Here is a 16998-nt window from a genome sequence, read left to right as displayed (position 1 = left end):
GTAACGACGAAGGGGGCCAGCCGCGACCCCTCAGCCCTCGTCGCGCAGCCCGTGGACGAGCAGGCCGAGCGCCGCCGTGTAGGTCGAGAGGATCACGACGGACGAGATCGCCTGTGCGCGAGGGGTCTTGGCGTACTGCTGCCCGACGATGATCGCCGCGTCGGACACGAGGAAGAGCGCTCCACCGAGCGCGACGGCCCGTCCGTGGCGCGGACGCTTACCGTCACCCATGGCCAACGCGGACATCGACCCGAGCAGCAGGCCGTAGCCGGTGAGCACCGGGTCGGGGGCGCCGCCGTCGGTGTCGAGCACTGCGAGGCCCGCGAGGGTCGCCCCGGTGATGGCCACCGGCCGCCGGTGGGGGCGCGCGCCGTCGCGCAGCAGCAGCGTGATGAGCCCGGTCTGCTGCACCCCGAAGGCGCTCGCCCCGATCTGCATGAGCCGACGGGACTCGTCACCCTCGGTCCGGCTCGAGCGGTACATGGACCAGTCGCCGACCGTCGACCCGACGAGCGCAGCGAGCAGCGTGCCGGTGCGGGCCGCCCCGCGCTGCGAGCGCGTGGCCAGGACGCCCGCGGCGAGCGTCGGGGCGAGCGCCACCTTGGTCGTGACGTGCGCCCGGTCACGACCGAGGACGTCGGCGGCGGTCGTCGCGACCGCGAGCGGGACGTAGGCGAGGAGGTCCGCGCGCGAACGGATGAAGGACGAGAAGCTCATGCGGACTCTGGCTGTTGCTGGGTGATGCAGTGGATGCCTCCACCCCGGTCGAAGAGCGGTCGGGCGTCGACGCCGACGACCTCGCGCCCCGGGTAGACCGAGCGCAGCACCTCGAGGGCGCGCTCGTCGTGCGGGTCGTCGAAGACGCAGGCCACGACGCCGCCGTTGCACACGAGGTGGTTGACGTAGGACCAGTCAACCGGGCCCTCGTCGTCGGTGAGGGTCTGCGGTGCCGGGATGCGCGTCACCTCGAGCGGGCGACCTGCCGAGTCGCGGGCCGCGAGCAGCACCGCCTCGATCTCGCGGCTCACCGCGTGGTCGGGGTGCGACTCGTCCCCCTGCCAGTGCAGCAGCACGTGGCCGGGCGCGGTGAAGGCCGCGACGATGTCGACGTGCCCGCGGGTGCCGAACTCGTCGTAGTCCCGGGTCAGCCCGCGCGGCAGCCACACGAAGGTGTCGACCCCCAGCTGTCGGCCGATCTCGGCCTCGATGTCCCCCTTCGTCGCCGAGGGGTTGCGACCGGGGTCGAGCTGGACGGTCTCGGTGAGCAGGACCGTGCCCTCGCCGTCGACATGGATCCCGCCGCCCTCGTTGACGATCGACGACGGCAGGTGGTGGGCCCCCGCCGCGTCGGCCACCCGCGAGGCGATGCGCGCGTCGAGGTCCCAGGTGGCCCACTCCTGCGCCCCCCAGCCGTTGAAGATCCAGTCGACGCCGCCGAGCTCACCGGTGGGGGAGAGCACGAAGGTCGGCCCGATGTCACGCATCCACGCGTCGTCGAGGTCGGCGATGACGATGTCGATGGGGTGGGCGGTGTCGTTGCGCAGGTACTCGCGGCAGCGGTGGATGTCGCTCGGCGCGACGACCATCGTCACCGGCTCGAAGCGGGCGACCGCCCGGGCCACCGCGGCCCACGTGCTGCGCGCGGAGTCGATCTCCGCGGGGGTGTCGCCGAGCGTGTAGCCGTTGCTCGGCCAGGCCATCCACGTGCGCTCGTGCGGGGTCCACTCGGCGGGCATCCGCCAGGGGGTCGTCGGGCCAGCCATCCGGCGCCCTCCTGTCCTCTCGTCGTGGCTGCAGTATGCCTGCCGGAAGGCACCTACACTCGCCGGATGCGGCTGAGCCACTTCTGGACCCTCATGGAGGACGAGTTCGGGGCGGCCTATGCCCACACGCTGGCGCGTGGCCACGTGGTCCAGGCGCTCGGTGACCGCACGGTCGCCACCGCCCTGGACGAAGGGGAGTCCCCGCGCCTGGTGTGGGAGGCCCTGTGCGAGGACCTCGACATCCCGCCGCACCGGCGGCTCGGGGTCGACCGCGAGCCGATGCCCGTCCCGCCCGAGATCGCCAACGAGGTGCCGGAGTGAACGACGTCCTGCTGAGCGCCTCGGGTCTGACCAAGACCTTCGGCGACTTCACCGCGGTCGACGGCATCGACGTGCAGGTGACCCGTGGCGAGTCCTTCGGCTTCCTCGGCCCCAACGGCGCCGGCAAGTCCTCGACGATGAAGATGGTCGCCGCGACCTCGCCCCCGACCGGGGGCGAACTGCGGATCTTCGGCCTCGACCCGGTGGCCGACGGCGCGGTCGTGCGCGCGCGCCTGGGCAACTGCCCCCAGCAGGACAACCTCGACGAGGAGATCACCGTCGAGGAAAATCTGCACGTCTACGGCCGCTACTTCGGCCTGCCGCGCAAGGTCATCCGCGAGCGCACCGACGAGCTGCTCGACTTCGCCCAGCTCACCGAGCGCCGCAAGGACAAGGTCGAGCCCTTGTCCGGTGGCATGAAGCGCCGCCTGACGATCGCCCGCTCCCTGATCAACAACCCCGAGATCCTCCTGCTCGACGAGCCGACGACCGGCCTTGACCCGCAGGCCCGGCACGTGCTGTGGGACCGCCTCTTCCGGCTCAAGCGCCAGGGCGTCACGCTCATCATCACGACGCACTACATGGACGAGGCCGAGCAGCTGTGCGACCGGCTCGTCGTCATGGACCACGGTCGGATCGTCGCCGAGGGCTCACCCCGCTCGCTCATCCAGACGCACTCCACGAGAGAGGTGCTCGAGCTGCGCCTGCCGGTCGACGACCACCTCCACGCGGCCGACCTCGTCGAGGGCATCGGCGAGCGCGTCGAGGCCCTGCCCGACCGCCTGCTCGTCTACACCGACCACGGCGACGGCACCCTCGAGGCGGTGCACGCGCGCGGCCTGCAGCCCGTCTCCTCGATCGTGCGCCGGTCGAGCCTCGAGGACGTCTTCCTGCACCTCACCGGACGGACGCTCGTCGACTGATGGCGACCGTCCAGCTGCAGAGTCCCACCTCGCGCCACGTCCACGGCGAGCGGTCCCCCCTTCGTCCGGCGGAGCGGGTGGGGGCCGTGGCCGCCTACTTCGGACTCGTCTACCGGCGCACGTGGATGGGGTCGGTCTTCAGCCGCTTCGTCATGCCGCTGCTCTTCCTGCTGGCCATGGGGATCGGGCTCGGCTCGCTCGTCGACGACGCGTCCGGCGGGGTCGACGGCGTGCCCTACCTGCTCTTCGTGGCCCCGGCGATGATCGCGGTCCAGGCGATGATGACGGCGGTGAGCGAGTCGACCTACCCGGTCTACGGGCTCTTCACGTGGAACCGCATGTACCACTCGATGCTCGCCACCCCGCTCACGGTGAGCGACCTCCTCCTCGGTCACCTCGCCGTCATCGCCGCGCAGGGTGGGTTCGCCGCGGCCGCCTTCGTCCTCGTGGCCGCGCTCTTCGGCAGCTTCACGTCGTGGTGGGTGCTGCTCGCGGTGCCGATCGGTGTGCTCGTGACGCTCGCCTTCGCGGTGCCGCTCTTCGGCTTCACGGCCCGGGCGAAGGGGGACTCCTCCTTCAACGTCGTCTACCGGCTCGTCATCACGCCCCTCATGCTCTTCTCCGGCGCCTTCTTCCCCGTCGAGCGCCTGCCGATCGTCCTCGAGGTGCTCGCCTGGGTGACCCCGCTGTGGCACGGCGTGGAGCTGTGCCGGGCTGCCGCCCACGGGAGCTTCGCCCCCTTCGACCTCGTGCACCTGGCCGTGCTGGTGCTCTTCGTCGGCGCCGGCTGGGTCTACGCCCGCGCCGGCATGACGCGCAGGCTGGTCTCGTGAGCACCGGCGTCCTCACGCCCGGCCTGGCGATGTGGCGCTCGGTCGTCGAGCGCAATGTCGTCGGCTTCCGGCGCCAGTGGGCCGCCTTCGTCACCGGCTTCGCCGAGCCGGTCTTCTACCTGCTCTCCCTGGGCATCGGGGTCGGGTCGCTCGTGCCCGTCGTCGTGACCGACGGCGGGCAGGAGGTCGCCTACGCGGCCTTCGTCGCGCCGGCCATGCTCGCCGCGTCGGCGATGAACGGCGCGATCATGGACTCGACCTTCAACGTCTTCTTCAAGCTGCGCTACGCCCGCATCTACGACGCGATGCTCGCGACCCCGCTGGTCCCGCGCGACATCGCCGTCGGCGAGGTCGTCTGGTCGCTCATCCGGGGTGGGGTCTACGCGCTCGTCTTCTACCTCGTGGCCCTCGCGGTCGGCGTTGTCGAGTCGTGGTGGTCGCTCCTCGCCGTGCCGGCGGCGGTCTTCATCGGGCTGGCCTTCTCGGCCGTGGGCATGTTCGCGACGACCTTCATGCGCTCGTGGGTGGACTTCGACTGGGTCATGCTCGTCATCCAGCCACTCTTCCTGCTGTCGGCGACCTTCTTCCCCCTCGGGACCTACCCCGGGTGGGCGCAGCCGATCGTCCAGGCGACGCCGCTCTACCACGGGGTGGCGCTGGAGCGTGGGCTCATGCTCGGCGAGGTCGGGTGGGGCCTGCTGTGGCACGTCGGCTACCTCGTCGCGCTCGGCGCGGTCGGTGTCTGGGCGACCTCGCGACGGATCGAGACCCTCCTGCGTTCGTAGTCCGAAGGGGGAGTGCGGCGTGTCGGGGCGTCGCTCCCGACCTCGAACACGTGTTCGGCTACGGTTGTCCACAGGTGCCCGATCGACAGCACCGGTGTCCACAGCCCCACGGCAGCTGCGGACCGTTGTCGGTGGCGGCCCCTAGCGTCTGACCAGAGCGCACGACACGTCCGACCGTGTGGACCTGGTCGCCGGTGGACGCGCCCGACACGACGACAAGGAAGGTGTGGCATGGCTGAGGTCACCGCCATCGACAGCAAGCTCCACGAGCAAAAGCTCAAGTCCCTCGACAACGTCATGGGCCAGATCGAGAAGCAGCATGGCAAGGGCGCGGTGATGCGCCTGGGTGACGACGTGCGCCCGCCCATCGCGGTCATCCCGACCGGTGCGATCGCGCTCGACGTGGCCCTCGGCATCGGCGGCCTGCCCCGCGGACGGGTCGTCGAGGTCTACGGTCCGGAGTCCTCCGGTAAGACGACCGTGGCCCTGCACGCCGTGGCCAACGCCCAGCGCGCCGGCGGCATCGCCGCCTTCATCGACGCCGAGCACGCGCTCGACCCCGAGTACGCCAAGAAGCTCGGTGTCGACACCGACGCCCTCCTCGTCAGCCAGCCCGACACCGGTGAGCAGGCGCTCGAGATCGCCGACATGCTCATCCGCTCGGGTGCGCTCGACATCATCGTCATCGACTCCGTCGCGGCGCTCGTGCCGCGCGCCGAGATCGAGGGCGAGATGGGTGACAGCCACGTGGGTCTGCAGGCCCGGCTGATGAGCCAGGCGCTGCGCAAGATCACCGGTGCGCTCAACAGCTCCGGTACGACGGCGATCTTCATCAACCAGCTCCGCGAAAAGATCGGCGTCATGTTCGGCTCGCCCGAGACGACCACCGGTGGCAAGGCGCTGAAGTTCTACGCCTCGGTCCGGCTCGACGTGCGACGCATCGAGACGCTCAAGGACGGCACCGACCCGGTCGGCAACCGCACCCGCGTCAAGGTCGTCAAGAACAAGGTCTCCCCGCCCTTCAAGCAGGCCGAGTTCGACATCCTCTACGGGCAGGGCATCTCCCGCGAGGGTGGGCTCATCGACATGGGTGTCGAGCACGGCTTCATCCGCAAGGCCGGTGCCTGGTACACCTACGAGGGCGATCAGCTGGGCCAGGGCAAGGAAAATGCCCGCAAGTTCCTCAAGGACAACCCACAGCTCGGCGAGGAGATCGAGACCAAGATCAAGACCAAGCTCGGCATCGGGGTCCAGCCCGAGGCCGAGGAGGAGACGCCGGCCGAGGTCCCGGTCGACTTCTGATCAGGTCCCAACCCATGAGCGAGCACGACCGGCCGACCGCCGCGCGCACCCACGAGCGACTCGAGGGCCTGCGCGCGGCGGTCTCCGCCATCGAGGAGCGTGCAGGTGAGCCGCCCCGCCCCGACCCACAGGGCCCGCAGGGCGATGCCGACGCCGACCCGCACGCGGTCGCCCGAGCGGTCGTCCTGCGTCAGCTGACCGGTGCGCCCAAGAGCCGCAAGCAGCTGCAGGAGGCGCTGACCCGCAAGGGCTGCCCGCCCGAGGTCGCCCGCGAGGTGCTCGACCGCTTCGAGGAGGTCGGGCTCGTCGACGACGAGGCCTACGCGCAGGCCTTCATCCGGTCCAAGCAGGCCGGCCGCGGGCTGGCTCGACGGGCGATCTCGCACGAGCTGCGGGCCAAGGGCGTCGACGACGAGCTCGCGCAGTCGCTCCTCGACGAGGTCGACCCGGAGGACGAGCGGGCTCGCGCGCACGAGCTCGTCGCCAAAAAGCTGCGCTCGATGCACGGCCTGGACCGGACCGTCCAGACCCGCCGGCTGGGCGGCATGCTCGCCCGCAAGGGCTACGGCCACGACGTCGCCAGAGTGGTCATCACCGAGGCGCTCGACGCCGAGCCGGAGCACCAGCGCGACTAGTGCCCGTCGGGTGTGCGGCGTGCGTAGGGTGGGCGCTGTGACTGACAGCGACTCCCTCTTCGGGACCTACGCACGCGGTGCGGCGTGGGACGAGATGCTCGACGACGCAGGCGAGCCCCGGCAGCCCTACAAGCCGATCCACCACACCCTGCGCTCGATGGCGCCCGGCGAGCTCAAGGAGCGGGCCGACGCGTTGGCTCGCATGTTCTTCGAGCAGGGCGTGACCTTCGACCACGCGGGCGAGGAGCGGCCCTTCCCGCTCGACGCGGTGCCGCGCGTCATCGACGCCGATGCCTGGCACACCGTCGAGGAGGGCGTGGCCCAGCGGGTCAAGGTGCTCGAGGCCTTCCTCGACGACATCTACAGCCGGCCCAGCGGCCTGCCCCGGGCGGTCGAGGACGGCCTCGTCCCGTGGAAGCTCATTGCCACCTCCAGCCACTACCACCGGGCCGTCACCGGACTGCGCCCGCCGGGCGGCGTCCGGGCCCACGTCAGCGGCATCGACCTCATCCGCGACGAGGGCGGCACCTTCCGCGTCCTCGAGGACAACGTCCGGGTGCCCTCGGGCGTCTCCTACGTCATCGCCAACCGCCGCGCGATGACCAATGTCTTCCCCGAGGCCTTCGCGACGATGCGCATCCGGCCGGTCCACGACTACCCGCGCATGCTCCTGCAGGCGCTGCGTGCCTCGGCGCCCGAGGGCCGTGCCGACCCGACGGTCGTCGTGCTCACCCCGGGCGTCTACAACAGCGCCTACTTCGAGCACACCCTCATCGCCCGGATGATGGGCGTCGAGCTCGTCGAGGGTCGCGACCTCGTCGTGCGCGGTGGTGAGGTGCGCATGCGCACGACCCACGGCGAGGAGCGCGTCGACGTCATCTACCGGCGCATCGACGACGACTTCCTCGACCCGGTCCACTTCCGGCGGGACTCGATGCTCGGCGTCACCGGCCTCATCTCGGCCGTGCGCGCCGGGCGGGTCACCCTGGCCAATGCCATCGGCAACGGCGTGGCCGACGACAAGCTCGTCTACTCCTACATCCCCGACCTCACCCGCTACTACCTCGGCGAGGACCCGATCCTGCCCAATGTCGACACCTACCGGCTCAACGAGCCGGCGGCCCTGCAGGAGGTGCTCGGTCGCCTCGACGAGATGGTCGTCAAGCCGGTCGACGGCTCCGGGGGCAAGGGGCTGGTCATCGGGCCCAGGGCCACTGGCGACGAGCTCACCGAGCTGCGTGCCAAGCTCCTCGACGACCCCCGCGGCTGGATCGCCCAGCCCGTGGTCCAGCTCTCGACGGTGCCGACGCTCATCGACGGCCAGCTGCGCCCCCGCCACGTCGACCTGCGCCCCTTCGCCGTCAACGACGGCAACGACGTGCAGGTCCTGCCGGGTGGCCTGACGCGCGTGGCGCTGCCCGAGGGCCAGCTCGTCGTCAACTCCAGCCAGGGGGGCGGGTCCAAGGACACCTGGGTCCTCGCCGGCCGCTACAACCGGCTGCCGCACGACACCGAGGAGCGCGAGGTGATCTTCCTCGGCACCGGGACCGGCTCCCACGAGCGAGGAGACGTCGCGTCCCAGACCCAGTCCCAGACCCAGTCGCCGGACCGCGGCGAGGAGGCCCTCTGATGCTCAGCCGGATCGCCGACTCCCTCTTCTGGATCGGTCGCTACGTCGAGCGGGCCGACGGCACCGCCCGCATCGTCGACGTGCTGCGCCTGCAGCTGCTCGAGGACCCCGCCGCCGACGAGCAGACCGCCTGCACGATGGTGCTGCGCGGCATCATGGGCTACGACGAGGTGGGCGAGGTCGACTACGAGGGCACCAGCCGCACGCTCTTCTTCGACACGGCCAACCCCAACTCCGTCACCGGCTCGTGGCACGCGGCCCGCGAAAATGCGCGACGTGCCCGCGAGACGGTCTCCACCGAGATGTGGGAGGCCATCAACACCACCTACCACCGGTTCAACTCCTTCACCCGCGGCCCGGCCACCCAGCACCACCTGGGGTGGGTGCGCGAACGCTCGGCCCTCGTCGACGGCCTGGCCGACACGACGATGAGCCACGACGACGCCTGGGACTTCCTCGTGCTGGGGCGGGCCCTCGAGCGCGCCGACATGACCGCGCGGCTCGTCGCCACCGGCGCGAGCGACTTCGGCCCCGGGTGGGGCTCGGTCCTCGCCAGCTGCGGGGCCCAGCAGGCGATGCTGCGCACGATGCGTGGCGTCGTCACCGACCGCACGGCCGCGGCCTTCCTCACCCTCGACCGCCGCTTCCCGCGCTCGGTCATCGCGGCGCTGCGCGAGGCCGAGGAGCGCCTGACCGTGCTGTCCCCGGACAAGGACCGCGTGGGCTTCTCCGACGAGGCCCGACGCATCCTCGGGCAGGCCCGCACGTCGCTCGAGTTCAGCAACCCCGACCGGGTCCTGCACGACCTGCCCGATCGGATGCAGGAGGTCCAGCAGGCGGTCGTGGACGCATCGGACGCGATCGGCGCGCGCTACTTCATGTCCGCGCCGGTCCAGGAGTGGACGGGAGAGATCCTTTGAGCACCAGGCGACACCGCATCGTCCACCGCACGACGATGCGCTACGACGGCGAGGTCACCGCCGCGCACAACGAGCTGCGGATGATCCCGGTCAACGAGCCCGGGCAGGCCACCCTCGAGGCCCGGGTCCGCGTCAAGCCCCTGACGTGGAGCCACGTCTACGAGGACCACTGGGGTACGCAGGTCATGGCCATGGAGTCGCAGACCCCCCACGACTTCCTCGAGATCGAGGCGACGAGCACCGTCGAACGCTCCACCCTGCCCGTCGAGGCGGAGGCCAGCGGGTGGGACGCCGTGCTCTCCGAGACCACCGGCGACCGGCTGAGCGAGTACCTCGCGCAGACCGACCGGACGGTGCCGCCCCCGCACGTCGTCGCGCTGGCCGAGGAGTTCGCCGACGCGCCGACCCCGCGCAAGGCGGCGCTGGACGTCGTCGAGCGGATCCACGCGGCGCTGACCTACGAGCGCGGCATCACCGGTTGGCAGGCCACCGCAGCCGACGTCTGGGAGGGGCGGCGCGGTGTCTGCCAGGACTTCGCCCACGTCACGCTCGGCGCGCTGCGTGCCATCGGCATCCCCGCCCGCTACGTCAGCGGCTACCTCACCGTCGACGAGGCCGAGGTCGAGCGAGGCGAGAGCGTCCCGGCGCGCAGCCACGCCTGGGTCGAGCTGTGGGACGGCGGCTGGCACCCGCTCGACCCGACCAACCTCGGTAGCGTCGGTCTCGACCACGTCGTCGTCGGCCGCGGCCGCGACTACGACGACGTCGCCCCCTTCCGTGGGATGTTCGTCGGCCCCGAGGTCACCGACCTCGATCTCGAGATCACCTACACCCGGATCGGGTGACCACGGACGAAGGGGGAGGGGCACCCCCTTCGTCCGACGTACCCTTGACGGGTCATGACTGCAACGCCAAAGACCTACGACGTGCGCACCCACGGGTGCCAGATGAACGTTCACGACTCCGAGCGACTCGCCGGCCTCCTCGAGACCGCCGGCTACGTCGACCGCGCGAGCCTGCCCGCCGACGAGCGCGGGGAGGTCGCCGACGTCGTCGTCTTCAACACCTGCGCCGTCCGCGAAAATGCCGACAACAAGCTCTACGGCAACCTCGGGCAGCTGCGTCCGCTCAAGCAGCGCCACCCCGACCTGCAGATCGCCGTCGGTGGCTGCATGGCGCAGAAGGACCGCGACACGATCGTCGAGCGCGCCCCCTGGGTCGACGTCGTCTTCGGCACCCACAACATCGGCTCGCTGCCGGCGCTGCTCGACCGGGCCCGCCACAACGAGGAGGCGCAGGTCGAGATCCTCGAGGCCCTCGAGACCTTCCCCTCGACCCTGCCGACCCGCCGTGACTCGGCCTACTCGGGCTGGACCTCGATCTCCGTCGGGTGCAACAACACCTGCACCTTCTGCATCGTCCCGGCGCTGCGGGGCAAGGAGAAGGACCGCCGTCCCGGCGAGATCCTCGCCGAGGTGGAGGCGCTCGTCGCGCAGGGCGTTGTCGAGGTCACCCTCCTGGGCCAGAACGTCAACAGCTACGGCGTCGAGTTCGGCGACCGGCTCGCCTTCGGCAAGCTGCTGCGGGCCTGCGGCGACATCGACGGTCTGGAGCGGGTGCGCTTCACCAGCCCGCACCCCGCCGCCTTCACCGACGACGTCATCGACGCGATGGCCGAGACGCCCAATGTCATGCCGAGCCTGCACATGCCCCTCCAGTCCGGCTCCGACCGGGTCCTGAAGGCGATGCGTCGCAGCTACCGCTCCGAGCGCTTCCTCGGGATCATCGAGCGCGTCCGCGACCGCATCCCCGACGCGGCGATCACGACCGACATCATCGTCGGCTTCCCCGGGGAGACGGACGACGACTTCGAGGAGACGCTGCGGGTCGTGCGCGAGTCGCGCTTCAGCTCCGCCTTCACCTTCCAGTACTCGATCCGGCCCGGCACGCCGGCGGCGACGATGCCCGACCAGGTGCCCAAGGCGGTCGTCCAGGAACGCTACGAGCGGCTCGTCGCACTGCAGGACGAGATCTCCTGGGTCGGCAACCGCGAGCAGGAGGGTCGTGAGCTCGAGGTCCTCGTCGCGACGGGGGAGGGGCGCAAGGACCGCGAGACCGCGCGCCTCAGCGGCCGCGCGCCCGACAACCGGCTCGTCCACTTCGCCCTGCCGGAGGACCTGCCCGAGGCGGAGCGTCCGCGCCCCGGCGACATGGTGACCGTCGGCGTCACCTATGGCGCCCCGCACCACCTCGTCGCCGACTCGGCGCTCGAGGGCGGGGCCTTCCCGGTGCGGCGCACGCGCGGCGGCGACGCGTGGGCGGCGCTGCAGGACAAGAGTGCCGAGGGCGCGGTGGCCAAGCCCGGTGTCAGCCTGGGCATGCCGAGCATCGGCGCTCCGGCACCGGTGGCGACCACCGGTCCGGCCTGCGGGGCCTGAGGCCTCGCCCGCACCACCCGAGCACGACGAAGGGGGCTGGTCACCGTCACGGTGACCAGCCCCCTTCGTGCTGTCAGTGAGGCAGCCTCACTCGCCGATCTTGCCGTCGAGGAAGTCCTTGCCCTTGTCGGCGTGTTCGGAGCTGGCACCCTTGCCCTCAGCGAACTCGCCGGCCTTGTCGAGGCCCTGGTCGCTCACCTGCTCGACCTTGTCGCTGTGGTCGCCCAGCGCGTCGGTGGTCTTGCCCTTCAGATCGTCGAAGCCCATGGTGTTCTCCTTCGTGTCGGGCTGCCCGGTGACGGGCCGTGCCACCAGCCAAACACGTCATCCCGCGCGCTTCAACCGCTGGGGGCGAAGCATGTACATGTCGTTGAAAATCCAATAGTTGACACGACAACAAAGCAGGTCTACTGTCGTGTGTGCACCCAGACACCCCCCAACATCGCAAGGAGCACCTCATGACCGAGTCCACCGCCATCACCCCCCTCGCCGACCTGGCCGCCGGTACCTACGTCCTCGACGCCAGCCACTCCGAGGTCGGCTTCGTCGCCCGCCACGCGATGGTCACCAAGGTCCGCGGCTACTTCCGCGAGCTGGAGGGCACGGTCACCGTCGCCGAGGACTTCGCCGCCTCGACCGCGACCGCCACGATGCAGGTCGCCTCGATCGACTCCGGCTCCGCCGACCGCGACGGCCACCTGAAGTCGGCCGACTTCTTCGACGTCGACAACAACCCCGTCATCACCTTCGCCAGCACGGGCATCAAGGACGTCAAGGGCGAGGAGTTCACCCTCGTCGGCGACCTGACGATCAAGGGCGTCACCCGCCAGGTCGAGCTCGCCGCCGAGTACGAGGGCACCGCCCAGGACCCCTTCGGCAACATCCGCGCCGGCTTCACCGCCCGCACCGACGTCGACCGTGAGGACTTCGGCCTCACCTGGAACGCCGCGCTCGAGACCGGTGGCGTCCTCGTCTCGAAGAAGGTCACCCTCACCCTCGACCTCTCGGCCATCAAGCAGGCCTGAGGCCCCCAGACCGTCCGGCAGCACTGACGCCGGACACACCCCGCGACGCCGGGGCCGGAACCCCCTGTCCGGTCCCGGCGTCGTCCTGCGTGCAGGTGCCGACCGCGCGCCGTGGCGACATACGATGCCGACCATGACGATCCACCCCATCACCATCTGCGGCGAGCCGGTGCTGCACACCCGCGCCCAGCCGGTCACCGACTTCGACGCCGAGCTGCGCACCCTCGTCGAGGACATGTACGCCACCCAGGAGGCCGCCCACGGCGTCGGCCTCGCCGCCCCACAGATCGGGATCGGCCTGCGGATCTACACGTGGAGCATGGCCAACGAGGACGGCGTGCCCTCCCTCGGCCACGTCATCAACCCCTACGTCAAGGCGAGCAAGCCGGCGGTCGGTGAACCGGACCGCGACCACGAGTCCGAGGGCTGCCTGTCCGTCCCCGGCTACTCCTTCCCCCTTCGTCGGGGTGAGCGCGCCGAGGTGACCGGCTACGACTGGGACGGCAAGGAGATCGCCTTCTCGGCCACCGGGTGGTTCGCCCGCTGCATGCAGCACGAGTACGACCACCTCAACGGCTTCCTCTACGTCGACCGGCTGGGTGACAAGTGGAAGAAGAAGGCGCGCAAGGCGATCAAGGCCGAGGGCTGGGGCGTGCCCGGCAACACCTGGCTGCCCGGCGAGGGGCCCGACCCCTTCGGGCACGACGACGAGGAGTGAGCGGGCTGCACCGCCCCGAGGTCGTCGCCGTCGTCGGGGCCACCGCCACCGGCAAGTCCGACCTCGCGCTCGACCTCGCCGAGGAGCTCGGCGGCGAGGTGGTCAACGCCGACGCCATGCAGCTCTACCGGGGCATGGACATCGGGACCAACAAGCTGCCCGTCGCCCAGCGGCGCGGGGTCCCGCACCACCTCCTCGACGTCCTCGAGGTGACCGACGAGGCCACGCTGGCCGACTTCCAGGCCCGGGCCGAGGCCGCGATCGTCGACATCCTCGGGCGTGGACGCGTGCCGGTCCTCGCCGGTGGCTCCGGGCTCTACGTCCGGGCCGCGCTCGACCACCTCGACATCCCGCCCACCGACCCCGCCGTGCGGGCCCGGCTCGAGGAGCAGGCGCAGGACGAAGGGGGGCGCGCCGCCCTTCGTCGTCGACTGCGGGAGGTCGACCCGGCAGCCGCAGACGCCATCGAACCCAACAACACCCGGCGGATCATCCGCGCGCTCGAGGTCGTCGAGATCACCGGCCGTCCCTTCTCGGCGACGGCACCCACGAAGCGGTACCGACGCCCTTCGCTCGTCATCGCCCTGCGCGACGACTGGGACGCCCTGACCGACCGGATCGACCGGCGCACCCGCGCCATGTGGGAGGCCGGCCTGCTCGACGAGGTCCGGCGTCTCGACGCCGCCGGGCTGCGCGACGGGCGCACCGCCTCACGGGCGATCGGCTACGCGCAGGCGCTGGGCGAGCTCGACGGGCGCTGGGGCCGTGAGGAGGCCATCGCCGACACCGCGCGTGCGACGCGGCGCTACGCCCGCCGGCAGGAGTCCTGGCTGCGGCCCGACCCCCGGGTGCAGTGGCTCGACGCGGCCGCGCCCGGGCTGCGGGGGAGCGCCGTGGGCCTGGCGACCCGACCGGCACAATGGACCCCATGACGCTGCGATTCACCAAGGGCCACGGGACCGAAAACGACTTCGTCCTCGTGCCCGACCTCGACGCCGAGCTCGACCTGACCCCCTCGCAGGTCGCCCTGCTCGCCGACCGTCAGGCCGGCATCGGTGGCGACGGCGTCATCCGGATCGTGCGCACCGCCGACGCGGCCGAGGAGGAGGTCCGGGCGCTCGCCGGCGAGGCCGAGTGGTTCATGGACTACCGCAACCACGACGGCTCGCTGGCCCAGATGTGCGGCAACGGCACGCGGGTCTTCGCAACCTGGCTGCGGCGCGAGGGACTCGTCGGCGACGAGTTCTCGATCGCCACCCGCGCCGGTCTCAAGGGGATCCGCTTCGAGGGGGAGCAGGTCGTGACGCACATGGGGCAGTGGCGCTTCGTCGACGAGGCGAAGGCCCAGGCGCAGGGTTTCGACGCGCTCGTCCACGTCGAGGAGGCCGAGGACATCACCGAGCCCTACTCGGCGCTCTCGCTCGACCTCGGCAACCCGCACACGGTCGTCGCGCTGCCGCCCAACGTCAACCTCAACGGCCTGCGCCTGCGCCGCCCGCCGGCGGTCAACCCCGTGCCTCCGGAGGGCAGCAACGTCGAGTTCGTGCGGGTCCTGGGGCCCGGCCGGATCTCGATGCGCGTCCACGAGCGCGGCGTCGGCGAGACCCGCTCCTGCGGCACCGGCGTGTGCGCCGCGGCGATCGGCACGGCCTTCTGGTCCGGCGACGTCGACGCCTCGAGCGAGTGCACCGTCGAGGTGCCCGGAGGCACGCTGCGGGTGCGGCTGCTGCCCGGCCGCGAGGTGGAGCTCGCCGGACCAGCCGTGCTCGTGGCCGACGGGACGACGACGCTCGTGTGACCCCCTTCGTCCCGGGGCGGCCGTGGTGTCCGCTCGCGCTGCGCGTGAGGCCGATCACACCTAGCGTGGATGCATGGGACGCGCCACACCGACCTTGATCAGCACGCTCGCGGCCGGGGCCCTGGCCCTGACCGCCGCCACCGGGGGCGCCGCAACCGCCGACCCCGGGCCGCCACCCGTCGGACACGACCTGCCCAAGGTCCCCGTGATGCGCGGCGCCGGCGGGGCCGTCGCGTCCGTCGACCCCATCGTCAGCCAGATCGGCATCGACGTGCTCGAGCGAGGCGGCAATGCCGCCGACGCGGCTGTCGCGATGGCCGCCGCCGTCGGCGTCGTCGAGCCCTACAGCTCCGGTATCGGGGGCGGCGGCTTCTTCGTCCACTACGACGCCGACACCGGCAAGGTCGAGACCATCGACGGCCGCGAGACCGCGCCGGCGAGCTTCCACGACAAGGTCTTCGTAGGTGCCGACGGCAAGGCGATGGACTTCGACACGGTGGTCAACTCCGGTCTCTCCGTAGGGGTCCCGGGCACGCCCGCGACCTGGGAGATGGCCGCCGAGCGCTACGGGACGATGTCGCTCAACAAGCTGCTCAAGCCGGCCGAGGAGACCGCACGCAAGGGCTTCGTCGTCGACCAGACCTTCCATGACGCGACCGCCGACAACGCCGAGCGCTTCGCGATGTTCCCCGACACGGCGAAGATCTACCTGCCCGGCGGTGAGCCGATCAAGGTCGGTGCCGTCCTGCGCAACCCCGACCTGGCCAAGGCCTACCGGCAGCTGCGCACCCATGGGTCAGCGGCCATGCACCGCGGCGCCATGGGAGAGGCGGTCGTCGACACCGCGCGCAACCCCCGCACGGCGCCCGGGGTCACCGTCCCCTCGGGGCAGATGACCCGCTCGGACATGCGCGCCTACGAGGCCAAGGTCAAGGCGCCCACCCACAGCGAGCACCGTGGCCTCGACATCTACGGCATGGCAGCGCCGAGCTCGGGTGGCATCGCCGTCGGCGAGATCCTCAACCTGCTCGAGTCCTACGAGGAGCGCACCGGCAAGCGCACGCAGGACCTCAGCGAGGGGGAGTGGGCGCACTGGTTCGCCGAGGCCTCCGCCACGGCCTTCGCCGACCGCAACCGCTGGGTCGGCGACGTGCCCGGCGTGCCGACGCAGGAGCTGCTCTCGCAGGACTTCGCCGACGAGCGCTCGTGCCTCTTCGGTGAGGACTCGACGATGACCCGCCCCGTCCCCTTCGGCCAGCCGGACGGCTCCTACGACGACTGCCAGGCCTCGACCGAGACCACCGCCGTCGGGTCCGAGGACCAGCACACGACCTCGCTGACCGCGGTCGACAAGGACGGCAACACCGTGACCTACACGCTGACGATCGAGCAGTACGGCGGCAGCGGCATGGTCGTGCCGGGCTACGGCTTCCTGCTCAACAACGAGCTGACCGACTTCAACCTCACGCCGGTGACCGACGGGGTCCCCGACCCCAACCTGCCCGGCCCGGGCAAGCGGCCGCGCTCGTCGATGGCCCCGACCATCGTCCTCGAGGACGGCACGCCGTGGATGACCGCCGGCAGCCCGGGCGGCGCGACGATCATCACGACCGTCGCCCAGCTCGTCGGCGGGGTCGTCGACCGCGACCTGGCCATCGGCGACGCGCTCGCCGCGCCACGGGTCTCCTCGCGCAACGGCTCGGCGACCGAGCTCGAGCCGGCGCTCGCGGACGGCGACGTCGGTGACTACCTGCGTTCGCTGGGCCACACGACCAAGAAGGTCGACCGGATCGGCAATGCCACGGGGATCCGGGTCCACGGGCTCGACGACCTCGAGGCCGCGGCCGAGCCGACGCGTGCCGGTGGCGGGTCGGCGATGGTCGTCGACGAGGACGAGTGACGGTGGG

18 protein-coding genes are annotated in these 16998 nt (G+C 71.3%); 15 read left to right on the top strand and 3 right to left on the bottom strand.

The annotated features are described in order from the left end of the window. Window positions 1–30: 30 nt before the first annotated feature. Both B9B60_RS10295 and B9B60_RS10290 read right to left on the bottom strand, forming a co-directional pair. Window positions 31–717 carry a lysoplasmalogenase family protein gene (locus B9B60_RS10295; protein ID WP_084451307.1) on the bottom strand — a complete coding sequence of 229 codons (687 nt, stop codon included), beginning with the start codon at window positions 715–717 and terminating at the stop codon, window positions 31–33. Beyond that, window positions 714–1763, bottom strand: coding sequence for an agmatine deiminase family protein (locus B9B60_RS10290; RefSeq protein WP_234993835.1), 1050 nt, complete (start codon window positions 1761–1763; stop codon window positions 714–716). Before B9B60_RS10290 ends, B9B60_RS10295 begins: the two co-directional genes overlap by 4 nt. A 66-nt stretch (window positions 1764–1829) precedes the next feature. On the opposite strand from B9B60_RS10290, the gene B9B60_RS10285 reads away from it, so the two are divergent. The 10 genes from B9B60_RS10285 (at window position 1830) to miaB (ending at window position 11550) form a co-directional block, all read left to right on the top strand. Next, a complete protein-coding gene (locus tag B9B60_RS10285) occupies window positions 1830–2084 on the top strand; it encodes a DUF3046 domain-containing protein (RefSeq protein ID WP_072624976.1) in 255 nt (84 codons plus the stop codon). Beyond that, on the top strand, window positions 2081–3007 hold the full coding sequence (locus B9B60_RS10280) for an ABC transporter ATP-binding protein (RefSeq protein ID WP_084451306.1): 927 nt from the start codon (window positions 2081–2083) through the stop codon (window positions 3005–3007). The genes B9B60_RS10285 and B9B60_RS10280 overlap by 4 nt, the downstream gene beginning before the upstream one ends. Next, window positions 3007–3840 (top strand): ABC transporter permease, encoded by an 834-nt coding sequence (locus B9B60_RS10275; RefSeq protein WP_084451305.1) that lies wholly within the window; start codon window positions 3007–3009, stop codon window positions 3838–3840. Before B9B60_RS10280 ends, B9B60_RS10275 begins: the two co-directional genes overlap by 1 nt. Further along, window positions 3837–4625 (top strand): ABC transporter permease, encoded by a 789-nt coding sequence (locus B9B60_RS10270; protein ID WP_234993834.1) that lies wholly within the window; start codon window positions 3837–3839, stop codon window positions 4623–4625. The genes B9B60_RS10275 and B9B60_RS10270 overlap by 4 nt, the downstream gene beginning before the upstream one ends. Window positions 4626–4856: 231 nt before the next feature. Continuing rightward, window positions 4857–5927 (top strand): recombinase RecA, encoded by a 1071-nt coding sequence (recA, locus tag B9B60_RS10265; protein WP_072624974.1) that lies wholly within the window; start codon window positions 4857–4859, stop codon window positions 5925–5927. Window positions 5928–5941: 14 nt separating this feature from the next. Continuing rightward, window positions 5942–6562 (top strand): regulatory protein RecX, encoded by a 621-nt coding sequence (locus B9B60_RS10260; protein ID WP_084451304.1) that lies wholly within the window; start codon window positions 5942–5944, stop codon window positions 6560–6562. Window positions 6563–6656: 94 nt separating this feature from the next. Next, a complete protein-coding gene (locus B9B60_RS10255) occupies window positions 6657–8192 on the top strand; it encodes a circularly permuted type 2 ATP-grasp protein (protein WP_084451350.1) in 1536 nt (511 codons plus the stop codon). Continuing rightward, the gene (locus B9B60_RS10250; protein WP_084451303.1) at window positions 8192–9112 is read left to right on the top strand and encodes an alpha-E domain-containing protein; all 921 of its coding nucleotides are present in this window, start codon (window positions 8192–8194) and stop codon (window positions 9110–9112) included. Before B9B60_RS10255 ends, B9B60_RS10250 begins: the two co-directional genes overlap by 1 nt. Further along, entirely contained in the window at window positions 9109–9957 is an 849-nt protein-coding gene (locus B9B60_RS10245) for a transglutaminase family protein (RefSeq protein WP_084451302.1), read from the top strand. Before B9B60_RS10250 ends, B9B60_RS10245 begins: the two co-directional genes overlap by 4 nt. A 54-nt stretch (window positions 9958–10011) precedes the next feature. Further along, the gene (gene miaB / locus B9B60_RS10240; protein ID WP_084451301.1) at window positions 10012–11550 is read left to right on the top strand and encodes a tRNA (N6-isopentenyl adenosine(37)-C2)-methylthiotransferase MiaB; all 1539 of its coding nucleotides are present in this window, start codon (window positions 10012–10014) and stop codon (window positions 11548–11550) included. Window positions 11551–11637: 87 nt separating this feature from the next. Here miaB and B9B60_RS10235 read toward each other — a convergent pair whose 3' ends face one another. Further along, a complete protein-coding gene (locus B9B60_RS10235; RefSeq protein ID WP_084451349.1) occupies window positions 11638–11817 on the bottom strand; it encodes an Rv0909 family putative TA system antitoxin in 180 nt (59 codons plus the stop codon). A 191-nt stretch (window positions 11818–12008) separates the two neighbouring features. On the opposite strand from B9B60_RS10235, the gene B9B60_RS10230 reads away from it, so the two are divergent. The 5 genes from B9B60_RS10230 to ggt all read left to right on the top strand — a co-directional run bounded on the left by B9B60_RS10230 (window position 12009) and on the right by ggt (window position 16991). Then, on the top strand, window positions 12009–12575 hold the full coding sequence (locus B9B60_RS10230) for a YceI family protein (protein ID WP_084451300.1): 567 nt from the start codon (window positions 12009–12011) through the stop codon (window positions 12573–12575). 133 nt (window positions 12576–12708) lie between these two features. Beyond that, complete coding sequence (gene def, locus B9B60_RS10225; protein ID WP_084451348.1) at window positions 12709–13293, top strand: peptide deformylase; 585 nt, start codon at window positions 12709–12711, stop codon at window positions 13291–13293. Beyond that, entirely contained in the window at window positions 13290–14225 is a 936-nt protein-coding gene (gene miaA / locus B9B60_RS10220; RefSeq protein WP_143445536.1) for a tRNA (adenosine(37)-N6)-dimethylallyltransferase MiaA, read from the top strand. Before def ends, miaA begins: the two co-directional genes overlap by 4 nt. Continuing rightward, window positions 14222–15091 (top strand): diaminopimelate epimerase, encoded by an 870-nt coding sequence (gene dapF / locus B9B60_RS10215; protein ID WP_084451299.1) that lies wholly within the window; start codon window positions 14222–14224, stop codon window positions 15089–15091. Before miaA ends, dapF begins: the two co-directional genes overlap by 4 nt. Window positions 15092–15164: 73 nt before the next feature. After that, window positions 15165–16991 carry a gamma-glutamyltransferase gene (gene ggt / locus B9B60_RS10210; RefSeq protein WP_084451298.1) on the top strand — a complete coding sequence of 609 codons (1827 nt, stop codon included), beginning with the start codon at window positions 15165–15167 and terminating at the stop codon, window positions 16989–16991. The last annotated feature ends 7 nt before the right edge of the window (window positions 16992–16998 follow it).

The organism is Janibacter indicus, from assembly GCF_900176385.1.
Taxonomy (GTDB): Bacteria; Actinomycetota; Actinomycetes; order Actinomycetales; family Dermatophilaceae; genus Janibacter; species Janibacter indicus.
This window is presented reverse-complemented; position numbering and strand designations above follow the sequence as displayed.

Excerpts from the sequence above, each read along its gene's own strand:
- B9B60_RS10230 (WP_084451300.1), top strand. The coding sequence starts at position 12,009 with ATGACCGAGTCCACCGCCATCACCCCCCTCGCCGACCTGGCCGCCGGT.
- B9B60_RS10235 (WP_084451349.1), bottom strand. The coding sequence starts at position 11,817 with ATGGGCTTCGACGATCTGAAGGGCAAGACCACCGACGCGCTGGGCGAC.
- miaB (WP_084451301.1), top strand. The coding sequence starts at position 10,012 with ATGACTGCAACGCCAAAGACCTACGACGTGCGCACCCACGGGTGCCAG.
- B9B60_RS10275 (WP_084451305.1), top strand. The coding sequence starts at position 3,007 with ATGGCGACCGTCCAGCTGCAGAGTCCCACCTCGCGCCACGTCCACGGC.
- def (WP_084451348.1), top strand. The coding sequence starts at position 12,709 with ATGACGATCCACCCCATCACCATCTGCGGCGAGCCGGTGCTGCACACC.
- B9B60_RS10255 (WP_084451350.1), top strand. The coding sequence starts at position 6,657 with ATGCTCGACGACGCAGGCGAGCCCCGGCAGCCCTACAAGCCGATCCAC.
- B9B60_RS10285 (WP_072624976.1), top strand. The coding sequence starts at position 1,830 with ATGCGGCTGAGCCACTTCTGGACCCTCATGGAGGACGAGTTCGGGGCG.
- B9B60_RS10290 (WP_234993835.1), bottom strand. The coding sequence starts at position 1,763 with ATGGCTGGCCCGACGACCCCCTGGCGGATGCCCGCCGAGTGGACCCCG.
- ggt (WP_084451298.1), top strand. The coding sequence starts at position 15,165 with ATGGGACGCGCCACACCGACCTTGATCAGCACGCTCGCGGCCGGGGCC.
- recA (WP_072624974.1), top strand. The coding sequence starts at position 4,857 with ATGGCTGAGGTCACCGCCATCGACAGCAAGCTCCACGAGCAAAAGCTC.
- B9B60_RS10260 (WP_084451304.1), top strand. The coding sequence starts at position 5,942 with ATGAGCGAGCACGACCGGCCGACCGCCGCGCGCACCCACGAGCGACTC.
- B9B60_RS10250 (WP_084451303.1), top strand. The coding sequence starts at position 8,192 with ATGCTCAGCCGGATCGCCGACTCCCTCTTCTGGATCGGTCGCTACGTC.
- B9B60_RS10295 (WP_084451307.1), bottom strand. The coding sequence starts at position 717 with ATGAGCTTCTCGTCCTTCATCCGTTCGCGCGCGGACCTCCTCGCCTAC.
- dapF (WP_084451299.1), top strand. The coding sequence starts at position 14,222 with ATGACGCTGCGATTCACCAAGGGCCACGGGACCGAAAACGACTTCGTC.